Origin of the sequence: Citrobacter sp. RHBSTW-00017, from assembly GCF_013797615.1 — a bacterium.
GTDB lineage: Bacteria > Pseudomonadota > Gammaproteobacteria > Enterobacterales > Enterobacteriaceae > Citrobacter > Citrobacter braakii.
Genome location: NZ_CP056899.1, coordinates 4,891,563 through 4,908,334 on the forward strand (window position 1 = coordinate 4,891,563; position 16,772 = coordinate 4,908,334).

Genomic DNA, 16,772 nt, shown 5'->3' on the forward strand with positions numbered 1-16,772 from the left:
CGTAAAAAATGGATTTATCATGAAAAAATTAACGACAATAATTCTCTTATCCTCTGTGGTATCAACCTCTGCTTTCGCTGGAGCCTATGTAGAAAACCGCGAAGCATATAACCTTGCATCCGACCAAATGGAAGTCATGCTGCGTGTTGGCTATAACTCCGATATGGGCGCGGGTATCATGCTTACGAACACCTACACTATGCAACGCAAAGATGAGTTAAAACACGGCTATAACGAAATTGAGGGTTGGTACCCGTTATTTAAACCGACAGATAAATTAACAATCCAGCCTGGAGGGTTAATAAACGATAAGAGTATTGGCTCAGGCGGTGCTGTTTATCTGGATGTTAACTATAAATTTACTCCGTGGTTTAATCTTACCGTGCGTAATCGATATAACCATAATAACTACAGTTCAACCGACCTAAACGGTGAGCTGGATAATAATGATACCTATGAAATAGGCAACTACTGGAACTTTACCATTACCGATAAATTTTCCTATACCTTTGAACCGCACTATTTTATGCGAGTCAATGACTTCAATAGCAGCAATGGAAAAGATCATCACTGGGAAATTACCAATACCTTTAAGTATCGTATCAATGAACACTGGTTACCCTACCTTGAATTACGCTGGTTAGATCGCAATGTTGAACCCTATCATCGCGAACAAAACCAGATTCGTGTTGGGGCAAAGTATTTCTTCTAATTCTCCTGATGATAAAAAAAGCCGCTGAAATCAGCGGCTTTTTATGCTTACCTGAGAAAGAGCGTTAATTACTCTTCTTTCGCGCCACGCATTGCACGGCGACGATCGTTTTCAGTCAGGTGACGCTTACGGATACGGATAGAGGTTGGGGTAACTTCTACCAGTTCGTCGTCATCGATGAATTCCAGAGCCTGCTCCAGAGTCATCTTAACCGGCGGAACCAGAACCGTTGCTTCGTCAGTACCGGACGCACGCATGTTGGTCAGTTTCTTACCGGTCAGGCAGTTTACAGTCAGGTCGTTAGAGCGGCTGTGAATACCGATGATCTGGCCTTCGTAAACTTCAGCACCGTGACCCAGGAACAGCTTACCGCGGTCCTGCAGGCTGAACAGTGCGAACGCAACTGCTTTACCCTGGCCGTTGGAGATCAGTACGCCGTTCTGACGCTGACCCACATCACCCGCACGAACATCGTCGTAGTGGCTGAAGGTGGAGTACAGCAGACCGGTACCGGAAGTCATGGTCATGAATTCTGAACGGAAGCCGATCAGACCACGGCTTGGGATCACGTAGTCAAGACGTACGCGGCCTTTGCCATCTGGATTCATGTTTTTCAGGTCGCCTTTACGCTCACCCAGAGCCTGCATGACAGACCCCTGATGCTGCTCTTCTACGTCCAGCGTTACGTTTTCGAACGGCTCTTGCTTACGGCCGTCGATTTCGCGGAAGATTACTTTCGGACGGGAAACCGCCATTTCGAAACCTTCACGACGCATGTTCTCGATCAGAACAGACAGGTGCAGCTCACCACGACCGGATACACGGAACGCATCCGCATCTTCGGTTTCTTCGACGCGCAGCGCAACGTTGTGCACCAGCTCTTTGTTCAGGCGGTCAAGGATCTGACGAGAGGTAACATACTTACCTTCTTTACCACAGAACGGGGAGGTGTTTACGCAGAAGAACATGGTTACGGTCGGTTCATCAACGGACAGAGCCGGCAGCGCTTCGACGTTCTGCGGGTCGCAGATGGTGTCGGAGATGTTCAGTTCGCCCAGACCGGTGATCGCGATGATATCGCCCGCTTCGGCAATATCACTCTCGATACGTTCCAGACCCAGATGGGTCAGAACTTTACCGACTTTACCGTTACGGGTTTTGCCTTCGCTATCAATGATAGTGATCTGCTGGTTCGGTTTAACTTTACCGCGTTTGATACGGCCGATGCCGATTACGCCAACGTAGTTGTTGTAGTCCAGCTGAGAGATTTGCATCTGCAGCGGGCCATCAAGGTCTACGCTTGGAGCCGGAACACGATCAACGATGGTCTGATACAGCGGAGTCATGTCTTCAGCCATATCTTCGTGATCCAGACCTGCGATACCGTTCAGCGCGGAAGCGTAAACGATCGGGAAGTCCAGCTGCTCGTCGGTAGCGTCGAGGTTAACGAACAGGTCAAATACCTGATCAACAACCCAGTCAGGACGCGCGCCAGGGCGGTCAACTTTGTTGATAACAACAATTGGCTTCAGGCCATGGGCAAAGGCTTTTTTGGTCACGAAGCGCGTCTGCGGCATCGGACCATCCATTGCATCCACCACCAGCAGCACGGAGTCGACCATGGACATTACACGTTCAACTTCACCACCGAAGTCGGCGTGCCCTGGGGTATCAACGATGTTGATACGGTAGTCATTCCATTTGATAGCGGTGTTTTTAGCGAGGATGGTAATCCCACGCTCTTTCTCCAAATCGTTGGAGTCCATCACGCGCTCTTGGGTTTCAGCACGTGCATCGAACGTACCGGATTGTTGGAGCAGCTTGTCTACCAGGGTCGTTTTACCATGGTCTACGTGCGCGATGATGGCGATGTTACGCAAATTTTCGATCACAACTTTGCCTCAGGCATTTTAGAAATAGCGCGTTATTGTACACGGATTAATCGCAGTACAAAACAGGATCACAAACATCCTCCGCAAACAAGTATTGCAGAGTTTCTTTGTGATCACATTCACGGAGCGTTAAAAGGGGTAATCTGACATGCTTTGCACCAATATGGTGCTTAATGTTCACATTAAAGCACTATAATGGTGCAATACAACCTTCATGGTGCAGCCCCTTTGCACGATAGTGCGCATGATAACGCCTTTTAGGGGCAATTTAAAAGTTGGCACAGATTTCGCTTTATATTTTTTACGGCGACACGGCCAATTTTTTGCAGAATTGAAGACTTCGTTACCACGACGACCATGACCAATCCGGGAGAGTAAGTATGTCCGCTGAACACGTTTTGACGATGCTGAACGAACACGAAGTGAAGTTTGTTGATTTACGCTTCACTGATACCAAAGGTAAAGAACAGCACGTCACTATTCCTGCTCATCAGGTAAATGCCGAATTCTTTGAAGAAGGCAAAATGTTTGACGGCTCCTCAATCGGTGGCTGGAAAGGCATTAACGAATCAGACATGGTTCTGATGCCAGATGCGTCTACTGCACTTATCGACCCGTTCTATGAAGAGTCCACCCTGATCATCCGTTGCGATATCCTGGAACCAGGTACGCTGCAGGGCTACGACCGCGACCCGCGCTCCATCGCTAAACGCGCTGAAGAGTATCTGCGTTCTACCGGCATCGCAGACACCGTTCTGTTCGGGCCTGAGCCAGAGTTCTTCCTGTTTGACGACATCCGTTTCGGCGCGTCCATTTCCGGTTCCCACGTGGCTATCGATGACATCGAAGGCGCATGGAACTCCTCCACCAAATACGAAGGTGGTAACAAAGGTCACCGTCCTGGCGTGAAAGGCGGTTACTTCCCGGTTCCTCCGGTAGATTCTTCTCAGGACATCCGTTCTACCATGTGTCTGATCATGGAAGAAATGGGCCTGGTTGTTGAAGCGCATCACCACGAAGTGGCGACCGCAGGTCAGAACGAAATCGCGACCCGCTTTAACACCATGACCAAAAAAGCGGACGAAATTCAGATCTACAAATATGTGGTTCACAACGTCGCTCACCGTTTCGGTAAAACCGCGACCTTTATGCCAAAACCTATGTTTGGCGATAACGGTTCCGGTATGCACTGCCACATGTCTCTGTCCAAGAACGGCGTAAACCTGTTCTCTGGCGACAAATATGCGGGTCTGTCTGAGCAGGCGCTGTTCTACATCGGCGGCGTAATCAAACACGCTAAAGCGATCAACGCCCTGGCTAACCCAACCACCAACTCTTACAAGCGTCTGGTCCCAGGCTACGAAGCGCCGGTAATGCTGGCTTACTCTGCCCGTAACCGTTCTGCTTCTATCCGTATTCCGGTAGTGGCTTCTCCGAAAGCGCGTCGTATCGAAGTGCGTTTCCCGGACCCGGCTGCTAACCCGTACCTGTGCTTCGCAGCACTGCTGATGGCGGGTCTTGACGGTATTAAGAACAAGATCCACCCGGGCGAAGCCATGGATAAAAACCTGTACGACCTGCCGCCGGAAGAAGCGAAAGAGATCCCACAGGTTGCTGGTTCTCTGGAAGAAGCACTGAAAGAACTGGATCTGGACCGCGAGTTCCTGACTGCAGGCGGCGTGTTCACCAATGAAGCGATCGATGCGTACATTACGCTGCGTCGCGAAGAAGATGACCGCGTGCGTATGACTCCGCACCCGGTAGAGTTTGAGCTGTACTACAGCGTTTAATTAGTACCAATACTCCGTAGATTTCTTGTTGCGACCCACGCGGCTGTAGCAAGAAAAATATAGAGTCTTTAAGTTGCCGTGGAACTTTTAGCCCATCCCAGGATGGGCTTTTTTCTCCACTAACAACCTGCTTCCTCGCGCTTTTTTGATGTAAAAAGCTATAATGCACTAAATTGGTGCAACACTTTTCAGGAGACTGCTGAATGGCAACCGGCACGCTGCCCGATGCTGGGCAGATCCTCAATTCTTTAATCAACAGCATCTTACTCGTCGACGATGAGCTGGCGGTACATTACGCCAACCCGGCGGCACAACAGCTGCTCGCCCAAAGCTCCCGCAAACTGTTTGGTACCCCACTTCCCGATCTGTTGAGTTATTTCTCCTTAAACATCGGGCTGATGCGAGAGAGCCTGGAAGCAGGCCAGGGCTTTACGGATAACGAAGTGACGCTGGTGATAGATAGCCACTCACATATCCTCTCTGTGACCGCTCAGAGGCTGCCTGATGGCCTTATCCTGCTGGAGATGGCGCCAATGGATAACCAGCGCCGTCTGAGCCAGGAACAGCTCCAGCACGCCCAGCAGATTGCTGCCCGCGATCTGGTGCGCGGCCTGGCGCACGAAATTAAAAACCCGCTGGGTGGATTACGCGGCGCGGCGCAACTGCTCAGTAAAGCGCTTCCGGACCCGGCGCTGACCGAATATACCAAAGTCATTATTGAGCAGGCCGACCGCCTGCGTAATCTGGTCGACCGTCTGCTGGGACCACAACAGCCGGGAATGCACGTCACAGAAAGTATTCACAAAGTGGCGGAGCGCGTGGTGGCGCTGGTCTCGATGGAGCTGCCGGAAAACGTCACGCTGATTCGTGATTACGACCCGAGTCTGCCTGAATTACTGCACGACCCGGACCAGATCGAGCAGGTTTTGCTGAACATCGTGCGCAATGCTTTGCAGGCGCTGGGACCGGAAGGCGGCGAGATTATTCTGCGTACCCGCACCGCGTTTCAGCTCACGCTGCACGGTATGCGTTATCGTCTGGCGGCGCGGATTGATGTTGAGGATAACGGCCCGGGAATTCCCTCGCATTTGCAGGACACGCTGTTCTACCCAATGGTCAGCGGTCGCGAAGGCGGTACCGGCCTTGGATTATCCATCGCCCGTAATTTGATTGATCAACATTCCGGCAAAATTGAATTTACCAGTTGGCCGGGTCATACCGAGTTCTCGGTTTACCTGCCTATCAGGAAATAAAGGTGACGTTTATGCAACGAGGAATAGTCTGGGTAGTTGATGACGATAGTTCCATCCGTTGGGTGCTTGAACGTGCGCTCGCAGGGGCAGGACTAAGCTGCACTACATTTGAGAGTGGTAAAGAGGTACTGGACGCGCTGGCCAGCAAAACGCCGGACGTACTGCTGTCGGATATCCGCATGCCGGGCATGGACGGCCTGACGCTGTTAAAACAGATCAAACAGCGGCATCCGATGCTTCCGGTCATCATAATGACCGCACACTCCGATCTGGATGCTGCCGTCAGCGCTTACCAGCAAGGGGCGTTTGATTATCTGCCCAAACCTTTTGATATTGATGAAGCCGTGGCGCTGGTCGAACGCGCCATCAGCCATTATCAGGAACAGCAGCAGCCGCGTAATATTCAAATCAACGGCCCAACAACCGACATCATCGGCGAAGCACCGGCAATGCAAGACGTCTTTCGCATTATTGGTCGCCTGTCCCGTTCTTCAATCAGCGTATTGATTAACGGAGAGTCCGGGACCGGTAAAGAGCTGGTCGCCCATGCGTTGCACCGTCATAGTCCGCGCGTCAAAGCACCGTTTATCGCGCTGAACATGGCTGCTATTCCGAAAGATTTGATCGAGTCTGAGCTGTTTGGCCATGAAAAAGGGGCGTTTACCGGGGCGAATACGATTCGTCAGGGGCGCTTTGAACAGGCAGACGGCGGCACGCTGTTCCTCGATGAAATTGGCGATATGCCGCTGGACGTGCAGACACGTTTATTGCGCGTATTAGCCGATGGACAGTTTTACCGCGTTGGCGGTTATGCGCCTGTGAAGGTGGACGTACGTATTATCGCCGCCACGCACCAGAACCTGGAACTGCGGGTGCAGGAAGGCAAATTCCGTGAGGACTTATTCCATCGCCTGAACGTCATCCGGGTGCATCTGCCGCCACTGCGCGAACGTCGGGAAGATATCCCACGCCTGGCGCGTCATTTCCTGCAGGAGGCCGCCCGCGAACTAGGAGTAGAAGCCAAGCAATTACACACTGAAACCGAGGCGGCGCTCACCCGTCTGTCATGGCCGGGAAACGTGCGTCAGCTTGAGAATACCTGTCGCTGGTTAACCGTAATGGCCGCCGGACAGGAAGTACTCATTCAGGACTTACCGACCGAACTGTTTGAAACCACCGTGCCTGACGCACCGTCCCATATGCAGCCAGACAGCTGGGCAACCCTGTTGGCACAGTGGGCGGATCGGGCATTACGTTCCGGTCATCAAAACCTGCTTTCAGAGGCTCAACCGGAGATGGAGCGCACGCTGTTGACCACCGCGCTACGCCATACCCAGGGGCATAAACAGGAAGCGGCACGGCTGCTCGGTTGGGGCCGTAATACCTTGACGCGAAAGTTAAAAGAACTCGGAATGGAGTGACGATCGGTCACTGTGTAAAGATTGATAATTGAGCGCAAATTGCTGCTATTTTGCGCTTTACTGTTCCGATGAGTTAAGTATGATCGTGCCCGGCAAACGGGGGGAAGTCATCATGCTGGAATCAATGATAAATCTACTATCGAGCAGTGCGGTTGAAAGCCATACGCCACAAACTGCGGTTGCCGCCGTGCTGTGTGCGGCGCTGGTTGGGCTGTTCAGCTAGCGGGTTTGTCGGGTGGCACTTCGCTTACCCGACCTACGTATTGAGATTTCGTAGGCCCGGTAAGCGAAGCGCCACCGGGCAACCCGGCTAAATAACGCGCGAGAACTGCTGCAAACGCGCTTTCTGGCGCAGATATGCATCGAAGCACATGCAAATATTACGAATCAGCAGACGCCCCTTCGACGTAACCTGAATCCCCTTCTCATCCACATCCACCAGCCCATCTTTCGCCAGCGGCGCCAGCAGTTTCAGGTCTTCGGCAAAATAGTCAGCGAAGTTCAGATCCCATTGTTGTTCCACGGCGGCATAGTCGAGGCGGAAATTGCAGATCAGGAGCTTAATAACATCCCGACGAATGCAGTCGTCGCGGGTCAGGGCAATTCCGCGCCACAGCGCATTCCCCTGTTCGTCTACCTGCTGGTAATAGTGCTTCAGCTCTTTCTGATTCTGCGCGTAGTTGTCGCCAATCATACTGATGGCCGATACGCCCATCCCCAGCAGATCGGTGTCCCCCTGGGTGGTATAACCCTGGAAATTGCGATGCAAAACGCCCTCGCGTTGAGCAATGGCCAGTTCGTCATCCGGGCGGGCAAAGTGATCCATGCCAATGAACCGATAGCCAGTTTCGGTCAGTGAAGAGATGGTCTCCTGCAGGATATCCAGCTTCTGCTGCGCGCTGGGCAGGTCGGCATCTTTAATCTTGCGCTGGGCAGCAAACAGCGTCGGCAGGTGCGCGTAGTTAAAGACGCTCAGACGGTCTGGATTCAGCTCAGCCACGCGTTTCAGGGTAAAGGCGAAGCTCTCTGGCGTCTGTTTTGGCAGGCCATAAATCAGATCGATATTCGTTGAGGTAAAGCCAATCTCCCGCGCATGATTCAGCAGCGCAAAGATAAACTCCTCATCCTGCTCACGGTTCACCAGGCGCTGAACTTCTTTGTTGAAGTCCTGCACTCCCATGCTCAAACGGTTAAAACCTTCAGCGCGTAAATGATCAAGGACATCCAGCTCGATTTCACGCGGATCCACTTCGATCGAGATTTCGGCGTCGTCGTTAAAGTTGAAATTACCACGCAGCAGTGACATCAAACGGCTGATTTGCGCTTTATTCAGATACGTTGGCGTGCCGCCGCCCCAGTGCAGCTGGCTGACATGGCGTCCGGCGAACAGCGGTGCGCGATGGATAATTTCTTGTTCCAGGGCATCGAGATATTGATCTGCTTTATGCTGCTGGCGAGTCACAATCTTGTTGCAGCCACAGAAGTAGCACAGTTTGTGGCAGAACGGGATGTGAACGTACAGCGAGAGCGGACGCTCAGGATAACGCGCCACGGCCTTTAGAAATGCTTCTGTGCCGTAGTCTTCAGAAAACTCCAGCGCGGTCGGGTACGAGGTATATCGTGGCCCGGAATAGTTATATTTCTGGATCAGGGCCAGGTCCCAGTCTATTAACTGCTCTGACATGCTCACTCCTTCCGATGGCGTCTCTGGCGGGTACGGCGTACCGGCTTAACCCCAGTGCGGGTGATAAGCCGGTTGCGCAGCCACTTCTGTCGCCGCGACAACCGCTGTAGTTTAACGAATAACCACACCAGATAACATATAACCGGAAGGGTTATAAGCAGGACGGGAAGACCCACGGTGTAAAACCGTTAGTTGCCGCCTTTCAGCAGACGCATCATGTCTTCCTGCTTTTCTTCCTCTTCCTCTTCTTCCTCGTCATCGTAAGAAAGACCCAGCTTTTGCATCAGCTCATCGATGCGGTCCAGCTTGGCATCAACCCAGGTCTGATCTTCCGCACTCAGGGTTTCTCCTGCTTCAAGACGCTCCAGCAGCGCATCCAGGCGCTCATCCGTTTCCAGTAAATCCAACTCAGCCTGTGGTGAAAGCATAGGTTTCTCACTCTTCGGTTTGTGCTGTTTGGTGACTTTTTCGGTCACGCCCAATGGAATGGGGTTTTTGCTGCCAATACGAGGATCTTTTTGCTTATTTTGGTTTCCGCCACCAGATGCGCCTTCGCTACCGGACGCACGGCTACCCGCCGCATGACCACGGTGTTTTTTCTGGCGCTTACGGTCGCGAGCTTCCTGATTAATTTCTTCGCGTGTTTTACGACGCGCTTTTGCAGGACCTTTACCGCGTGGTGTAGAAGTTGGTTTCATCATGATTCGTCTTTGGCTGTTTTATTCAGTATATAATTGCGCCGGAATCTAGCAGAAATAAAGAAAAAAGGCGACAGAGTAATCTGTCGCCTTTTTTCCTGACTCTCAACCCTTACGGGCTCTACAATCCTTGTTGGCTATCAACACACCCTGTTTTTCCCTTAGCCTGAAACATTCCGTGTTGTTTCCATTTCCTTTTACTAACGTCTCCAGACGTTTGTCTCCCTGACAATCCTGTGTCTTCGCCTCCTGGCGCTCCTGACCCTCATCCTGAGTCAACTATCCTGTCAGCTTCCTCGCTATGGGCGCTACTTTACCGCTTTGGTTTAAACGTACAAGTAACCTGGGTAACAATTTCGGACTTTAAGAATAGTGCCTTATCTTAACTATATGATTTATTTTAGTTACGTCATTTTTTACTCTGTCATCTCGTATAGAAACTATCGGCAATGTCTCACAAAGTGCGAGGTTTTTACTTACATAGCCTACGCGTCGAAAAACCAGCCTTTTGCTGGGGTTCAGGTATAATCGCTGCAAAGCCCTGATTGATGGAGAGGACTGCTTTGACTAACTTGAATTATCAACAGACGCACTTTGTGATGAGTGCGCCTGATATTCGCCACTTACCTTCCGATACCGGTATCGAAGTGGCTTTTGCTGGCCGTTCCAACGCAGGCAAATCCAGTGCGCTAAATACCCTGACGAATCAAAAGAGTCTGGCGCGTACATCTAAAACGCCGGGTCGTACTCAGCTCATCAACTTGTTTGAAGTCGTTGACGGCAAACGCCTGGTCGATTTGCCAGGATACGGTTATGCCGAAGTTCCGGAAGAGATGAAGCGCAAATGGCAGCGCGCGCTGGCTGAATATCTGGAAAAACGTCAGAGCCTGCAAGGTCTGGTGGTATTGATGGATATTCGTCACCCGCTAAAAGACCTCGACCAGCAGATGATCCTGTGGGCGGTTGAGAGCAACGTTCAGGTTCTGGTACTGCTGACTAAAGCAGACAAGCTGGCCAGCGGTGCGCGCAAAGCCCAGTTGAATATGGTACGTGAAGCCGTACTGGCATTTAACGGTGATGTACAGGTAGAAGCATTTTCATCACTGAAAAAACTGGGCGTGGACAAACTTCGGCAGAAGCTGGATAGCTGGTTTAGTGAACTGGCGCCGATTGAAGAGATGCAGGACGGGGAGTAATCCACCGATATGCCGGATAGCGCCGCTGCGCGTCTTATCCGGCCTACAGCCTGTGCGAAACTTTTCTTTCGCACAATAAAAAACGCCCCAGTCATTACTGACTGGGGCGGCTAAAATATTCAGCCAAATCCGATTACGTGAAGTAAAAGGTCTGAAAGATAGAACATCTTACCTCTGTACCCTACGTGAATAACTTTACTCTTTTTTGAGCAGCTCAGAAAGCACTTTTTGTAATTTTTTTTCATTCCTTACATAGGGAATTCTAATGGACATCACAAAAAGTTCTATCTTATGTTGCTTAGTTACGAAAAAGGGGCGTTATTCAGTAAACCCTTAGTGCGCCTGATCCCAGTTTTCGCCACTACCGACTTCCACCAGCAACGGCACATCAATCTGGGTCTCGTTTTCCATCAGTTGATGGATCTTTTTAGAGACGCTTTCGAGATCATCTTTATGCACTTCAAACACCAGTTCATCGTGTACCTGCATGATCATGCGCACACGTGGTTGCTCGGTTTGCAGCCACCCGTCCACCGCAATCATGGCTCGTTTGATAATGTCTGCGGCAGTACCCTGCATCGGGGCGTTAATTGCCGCGCGCTCTGCACCTGCGCGACGAGCGCCATTACTGGATTTAATATCCGGTAAATAGAGACGACGCCCTTCCAGCGTTTCGACATAACCTTGCTCTTTTGCCTGTGCACGGGTGCGTTCCATATATTCCAGCACGCCAGGGTAGCGTTCGAAGTAGAGGTCCATGTACTTCTGTGCTTCTTTACGCGGAATATTCAACTGGCGCGCCAAACCAAAGGCACTCATCCCGTAGATCAGACCGAAGTTGATGGCTTTCGCGCTGCGGCGTTGTTCACCAGTCACGGAATCCAGCGGTAAGCCAAAGACTTCCGCCGCCGTTGCGCGGTGAATATCTTTCCCTTCGGCAAATGCGGTAAGCAGACCTTTATCACGCGAGAGATGCGCCATGATACGCAGTTCAATCTGTGAGTAGTCTGCGGAGACAATCACGTAGTCTTCTGGCGCAATAAACGCCTGACGAATACGACGACCTTCGTCATTACGTACCGGGATGTTCTGCAGGTTTGGATCCGTGGATGATAAGCGCCCGGTAGCGGTCACCGCCTGGTGATAGGAGGTGTGAACGCGCCCGGTTTTCTTGTTAATCATCAACGGAAGCTTATCCGTATAGGTCGACTTCAGTTTTGCTAAGCCGCGATATTCCAGGATCACTTTCGGCAATGGGTAATCGAGCGCGAGCTCTTCCAGTACCTCTTCCGACGTTGATGGCGCGCCGCCAGGGGTTTTCTTCAGCGGCTTAATACCCTGCTTTTCAAACAGGATAGTTTGCAGTTGCTTGGTGGAAGAGAGGTTAAACGCTTCTCCGGCGATCTCGTGCGCTTTTTGCTCCAGCTCGTTCAAACGCAGCGTCAGCTCTTCTGAATGTTTGTGCAGAACAGCCGGATCGATTTTCACACCATTGCGCTCAACGCGAGACAAAACAGGAACCAGCGGCATATCGATATTTTCAAAGACGTTCAGCGGTCCTTTATGCTGCTGCAATTCTGGCCACATTTTGAGATGGAGCTGTAGCGTAACGTCGGCGTCTTCCGCAGCATAACGTCCGGCTTCTTCCAGCGCTATCTGGTTAAAGGTCAGCTGGTTTTTGCCCTTTCCGGCGATTTCTTCAAAGGTAATGGTTTTATGTTTCAGCCAGCGGTCCGAGAGGCTGTCCATATCGTGTCGGCCAGCGACACTGTTAAGAATGTAGGATTCGAGCATGGTGTCAAAGGTGATGCCACGCAGTTCGATGCCATAGTTCGCCAGGATACCGCGATCATACTTCAGGTTTTGCCCGACTTTATGCGCGTTCTCATCTTCCAGCAGCGGCTTCAGCAATGCCAGCGCGCGGTCGCGAGCGATCTGATCGGGGGCGTCCAGGTAATCGTGGGCAACAGGAACATATGCAGCCACACCCGGTTCAATGGCAAAAGACAGGCCAACCAGATTCGCGGAGATGTTGTCCAGGCTGTCAGTTTCTGTATCGAAGGCAAAGACAGGCGCTTTTTTCAGCTTCGCAATCCACTCTTCCAGCGTCGCTTCATCCAGAATTGTCACATAGTTATCATACGAGAGAACCGTGGCCGGCCCCTCAGGCGTTTCATCGACGGCGATAGTTTCCTGTGGTTTTGCCGCCGGCTTCGTTCCTTTCGCCTGTAGCCATTTACCCGCTTCAACGTCAGTAACCCAACGCTTGAATTCATACTGTTTAAACAGGCCAAGTAGTTCATCCGCTGCCGGCTGACGTACTTCCAACTGCTCGCAGGTCAACTCCAGTTCAACATCCGTTTTGATGGTAGCTAATTGATAAGAGAGGTACGCTACCTCTTTATTCTGCTCAAGTTTGCCCGCCATAGTTTTCGCACCACGGAAAGTCAGCCCCGCGATTTTGTCTGATTCAGCATAGAGGGTATCCAGCCCCCCCAACCCCTGCAGCAGAGCCTGCGCGGTTTTTTCACCTACGCCAGGAACGCCTGGGATGTTATCTGAGGAATCCCCCATCAGCGCCAGGAAATCGATGATCAGTTCTGGTGGAACACCATATTTATTCACCACTTCATCCGGGCCGAGGATCGTATTGGTCATGGTGTTGATCAGGGTGATATTCGGCGTCACCAACTGAGCCATATCTTTATCACCGGTGCTAATCAGCACCGGACGCCCCACCTTCTCTGCTTCTCGCGCCAGCGTACCGATGACATCGTCTGCTTCCACGCCCGAAACGGCCAGCAGTGGCAACCCCATCGCTTTTACCATCGCATGCAGAGGCTCAATCTGCGCACGCAGATCGTCCGGCATGGGTGGGCGGTGTGACTTGTAGTGTTCGAATAACTCATCACGGAAGGTTTTACCCTTAGCGTCGAATACCACCGCAGCATGGGTCGGCTGATATTGCAGAATCAAGCTACGCAGCATGTTGAGGACACCATACATCGCGCCAGTAGGTTCTCCTGCACTGTTGGTCAGCGGCGGGAACGCATGGTATGCGCGATACAGGTAAGAGGAGCCATCTACAAGGATAAGTGGGTTTTCTGGGATCTGAACCATAATGTCCGTGCCTGTTTATCAGATTATGGGTAAAGGATGCCACAGACAGGATGAAAACATGAGTTTTTCGCCGCATTTGTCGAAAAACTTTTGTAGATCTTCTGCTTTGATCGCAAAGAAGACTGTGGATAACTTTGTGAATAAATAATTTTCAGCTCTTTAAATATAGCAATGAAATTAACACATCATTTTATTTATACATATATTTCAGAAGCTTAAATAAATACGTAGCATTTTATTCCATTTATACAGCTTATATCCTGATGTGGATAGATATTCCCTTTTTTTCTATTCAGGGAAGATCCATCATTTGGTTCGTTTTCTGATAAAATCAGCCCCTTGCGCCTCTTTAGCGCACTATCTATGGCTAACCTTTTGAATAATTTAATTATGACGAGAATACTCGCTGCGATAACGCTGTTGCTGAGTATCGTATTGACCATATTGGTCACGATTTTTTGTTCTGTGCCGATCATCCTTGCCGGGGTTGTAAAACTCCTTTTGCCCGTTCCCGTTGTCTGGCGCAAGGTTTCTGTCTTCTGTAATTTCATGATGTACTGCTGGTGTGAAGGTCTGGCGCTACTGCTACACCTCAATCCGCGACTGAAGTGGGATGTCGAGGGACTGGAAGGTCTTAGCAAGAAAAACTGGTATCTGCTCATTTGTAACCATTACAGTTGGGCTGACATCGTTGTGCTTTGCGTGCTGTTCCGTAAGCACATCCCCATGAATAAATATTTCCTCAAGCAACAACTGGCCTGGGTGCCCTTTATTGGCCTGGCCTGCTGGGCGCTGGATATGCCGTTTATGAAACGCTATTCGCGAGGCTACCTGCTCCGTCATCCAGAACGGCGCGGTAAAGATGTCGAAACAACGCGTCGTTCCTGCGAGAAGTTTCGCGTACACCCGACAACTATTGTGAATTTTGTCGAAGGTTCACGCTTTACCAAAGAGAAACGTGAGCAAACCCGCTCTCCTTATCAAAACTTGCTCCCTCCAAAGGCGGCCGGTATTGCGATGGCATTGAACGTACTGGGGTCACAGTTCGATAAAATGTTGAACGTCACGTTGTGCTATCCGGAAAATAGCAGCCGACCGTTCTACGATATGCTGAGCGGTAAGCTAACGCGTATTGTCGTGCGGGTAAATCTGGAGCCAATTCATGAAGGGTTGCACGGTGATTACGTGAACGATAAGGGATTCAAGCGTCGGTTTCAGCTATGGCTTAATACGCTGTGGAGTGAGAAAGACGCGCAGCTCGACGCGATTAAAGCCTCAAATGAAAAAGCCGGTCAGCACAAGTGACCGGCTTTTGCTTTTACTTCTGACCAACCAGATACTTCACGGTATCCGCATACTGTTGTACAAAGATATCCATGCTGCTGGTATCCATGCCCTGCGGATTTACCTGATATTTGCCATTCACGAACATTGCCGGAACGCCCTGCAGCTGTAAATCAGCCGCCGCTTTTTCCTGCTGCGCCACGAGTGATTTCACCACGAAGCTGTTCCATGCCGCATCATAGTCTTCACCTTTAATACCCGCGTCGACAAACACTTTACGGATATCAGCTACAGACTGAACGGTCTGGGTTTTCTGAACACCTTCAAACAACGGAACGGTTACTTGATCTTCAACGCCCAGCGCCATAGCAACGGCCCAAGCTTGCGTCAGATCTTTGCCCAAAGGCCCCAGAAACTCGACGTGGTACTTGGTCATCTTGGTGCCTTCAGGCAGTTTTTTCTTCACGTTATCAGAGACGTGAAGAACTTCTTCAAACTGATAGCAGTGCGGGCAGTAGAAGGAGAAGAACTCCAACACTTGCGGTTCACCCGCAACAGGCTTTTCCAGAGTGATGTATTGTTTGCCATCCTGGAACTGCGCTGCAGATGCGCTAAAAGCTAAAACCATACCAGCCAGCGCCAGCCATAATTTTTTCATGTTCAAATTTCTCCGATTAATACATTGGCGTTAATTGTAAGGGGGGCTCTTGCAGAATTTTTGCCTGCTCAATAAAGGTCGCGGTCTGACGATGCCAGTAATCTTCCCCGGTTAACCACGGGAAGTTTTTTGGAAACGCAGGGTCAGCCCAACGTCGAATTAGCCAGGCAAGATAATAAACTAAACGCATAGCGCGTAAAGGTTCTATCAGTCCGATTTCAGAGGTGTCGAACTCACTAAACTCTTCATAAGCCTCGATAATGGTTTCAAGCTGTATGCGTTGTTCAGCTTTATCGCCATTGAGGAGCATCCATAAATCCTGAACAGCCGGGCCATTGCGGGCATCATCTAAATCGACAAACATCGGACCATCGCGCCACAGAATATTACCGGCATGACAATCACCGTGCAGACGTAACGTGGTAAAACGTGCATGCCAGCGTTCGGTAACGACCGCGATAAGCGCATCCGTTGCCTTCAGGAAAGCCGCTTTTTGCCCTGATGGGATCAACTGTGCGTGTTCAAAAAGCTTACGCGGCTCAGTCAGGTATTCTTCAAGGCCAATCGTCGGGCGAAAGGCAAAAGTACGCTTGCATCCGGTCTGATGCATACGCCCCAGATAGCGCCCCACCGCCTCCATCTGATCGATATTGTCGGCCTCAAACTGCCGCCCGCCGACGCTGGGGAAGATCGCATAATGGAAACCCTGATGGCTTAACAGCGTTTGGCCGCTTAGTACCAGCGGTGCAGCTACCGGGACTTCATCGCTTACCAGTTCCAGAGCAAACTGGTGCTCTTCCTGGATCTGCTCGACAGACCAACGTTCAGGGCGATAAAACTTAACGACAAAGCGTCGACGGTCTTCGTCCTGGAATTGATAGACACGGTTTTCATAGCTGTTAAGCGGGGTAAGCCCGGAGTCCACCCGGATCCCCTGCTCAAACAGTGCATCCATGATGGTATCCGGGTGTAGCGTCTGGAAATTAAAAGCGTTGTCGTTCATCCCATCATCCGGAAAATACTACGAATGATTCAGGATATCATTTCGCAGCGCTTTCGGTGGT

At 50.9% G+C, this 16,772-nt stretch carries 15 protein-coding genes; 7 read left to right on the top strand and 8 right to left on the bottom strand.

From position 1 onward, the window contains the following. Positions 1 to 19 precede the first annotated feature (19 nt). A complete protein-coding gene (gene ompL, locus HV037_RS23570) occupies positions 20 to 712 on the top strand; it encodes a porin OmpL (protein ID WP_019077945.1) in 693 nt (230 codons plus the stop codon). 68 nt (positions 713 to 780) lie between these two features. Here ompL and typA read toward each other — a convergent pair whose 3' ends face one another. After that, on the bottom strand, positions 781 to 2,604 hold the full coding sequence (typA, locus tag HV037_RS23575) for a ribosome-dependent GTPase TypA (protein WP_008786988.1): 1,824 nt from the start codon (positions 2,602 to 2,604) through the stop codon (positions 781 to 783). Between the two features lie 380 nt (positions 2,605 to 2,984). Here typA and glnA point away from each other — a divergent pair, with 380 nt between their 5' ends. The 4 genes from glnA to HV037_RS23595 all read left to right on the top strand — a co-directional run bounded on the left by glnA (position 2,985) and on the right by HV037_RS23595 (position 7,291). Continuing rightward, positions 2,985 to 4,394 carry a glutamate--ammonia ligase gene (gene glnA, locus HV037_RS23580; protein ID WP_003028638.1) on the top strand — a complete coding sequence of 470 codons (1,410 nt, stop codon included), beginning with the start codon at positions 2,985 to 2,987 and terminating at the stop codon, positions 4,392 to 4,394. A 203-nt stretch (positions 4,395 to 4,597) separates the two neighbouring features. After that, a complete protein-coding gene (gene glnL / locus HV037_RS23585) occupies positions 4,598 to 5,647 on the top strand; it encodes a nitrogen regulation protein NR(II) (protein ID WP_016155163.1) in 1,050 nt (349 codons plus the stop codon). Between the two features lie 11 nt (positions 5,648 to 5,658). Further along, entirely contained in the window at positions 5,659 to 7,068 is a 1,410-nt protein-coding gene (glnG, locus tag HV037_RS23590; protein WP_047357802.1) for a nitrogen regulation protein NR(I), read from the top strand. Between the two features lie 112 nt (positions 7,069 to 7,180). Then, positions 7,181 to 7,291 carry a YshB family small membrane protein gene (locus tag HV037_RS23595; protein WP_103284483.1) on the top strand — a complete coding sequence of 37 codons (111 nt, stop codon included), beginning with the start codon at positions 7,181 to 7,183 and terminating at the stop codon, positions 7,289 to 7,291. A gap of 87 nt (positions 7,292 to 7,378) precedes the next feature. On the opposite strand, the gene hemN is transcribed toward HV037_RS23595, so the two are convergent. The 3 genes from hemN to HV037_RS23610 all read right to left on the bottom strand — a co-directional run bounded on the left by hemN (position 7,379) and on the right by HV037_RS23610 (position 9,729). Next, entirely contained in the window at positions 7,379 to 8,752 is a 1,374-nt protein-coding gene (gene hemN, locus HV037_RS23600) for an oxygen-independent coproporphyrinogen III oxidase (RefSeq protein WP_049041373.1), read from the bottom strand. Positions 8,753 to 8,940: 188 nt separating this feature from the next. Further along, positions 8,941 to 9,450 (bottom strand): Der GTPase-activating protein YihI, encoded by a 510-nt coding sequence (yihI, locus tag HV037_RS23605; RefSeq protein ID WP_019077947.1) that lies wholly within the window; start codon positions 9,448 to 9,450, stop codon positions 8,941 to 8,943. A 105-nt stretch (positions 9,451 to 9,555) separates the two neighbouring features. After that, positions 9,556 to 9,729, bottom strand: a complete 174-nt coding sequence (locus HV037_RS23610) for a hypothetical protein (RefSeq protein WP_233896666.1) — start codon at positions 9,727 to 9,729, stop codon at positions 9,556 to 9,558. A gap of 284 nt (positions 9,730 to 10,013) precedes the next feature. On the opposite strand from HV037_RS23610, the gene yihA reads away from it, so the two are divergent. Then, entirely contained in the window at positions 10,014 to 10,646 is a 633-nt protein-coding gene (gene yihA / locus HV037_RS23615) for a ribosome biogenesis GTP-binding protein YihA/YsxC (protein ID WP_005121851.1), read from the top strand. Between the two features lie 333 nt (positions 10,647 to 10,979). Here yihA and polA read toward each other — a convergent pair whose 3' ends face one another. Further along, on the bottom strand, positions 10,980 to 13,766 hold the full coding sequence (polA, locus tag HV037_RS23620) for a DNA polymerase I (RefSeq protein ID WP_016155158.1): 2,787 nt from the start codon (positions 13,764 to 13,766) through the stop codon (positions 10,980 to 10,982). A 215-nt stretch (positions 13,767 to 13,981) separates the two neighbouring features. Continuing rightward, positions 13,982 to 14,317, bottom strand: a complete 336-nt coding sequence (locus tag HV037_RS24745) for a hypothetical protein (RefSeq protein ID WP_223870189.1) — start codon at positions 14,315 to 14,317, stop codon at positions 13,982 to 13,984. On the opposite strand from HV037_RS24745, the gene HV037_RS23625 reads away from it, so the two are divergent. Next, positions 14,211 to 15,071, top strand: coding sequence for an acyltransferase (locus tag HV037_RS23625; RefSeq protein WP_227021787.1), 861 nt, complete (start codon positions 14,211 to 14,213; stop codon positions 15,069 to 15,071). The genes HV037_RS24745 and HV037_RS23625 overlap by 107 nt on opposite strands. Before the next feature lie 13 nt (positions 15,072 to 15,084). On the opposite strand, the gene dsbA is transcribed toward HV037_RS23625, so the two are convergent. Together dsbA and HV037_RS23635 are read right to left on the bottom strand one after the other, a co-directional pair. Beyond that, the gene (gene dsbA / locus HV037_RS23630) at positions 15,085 to 15,708 is read right to left on the bottom strand and encodes a thiol:disulfide interchange protein DsbA (protein WP_016155156.1); all 624 of its coding nucleotides are present in this window, start codon (positions 15,706 to 15,708) and stop codon (positions 15,085 to 15,087) included. 16 nt (positions 15,709 to 15,724) lie between these two features. After that, the gene (locus HV037_RS23635) at positions 15,725 to 16,711 is read right to left on the bottom strand and encodes a serine/threonine protein kinase (protein ID WP_103284397.1); all 987 of its coding nucleotides are present in this window, start codon (positions 16,709 to 16,711) and stop codon (positions 15,725 to 15,727) included. Positions 16,712 to 16,772: the final 61 nt, after the last annotated feature.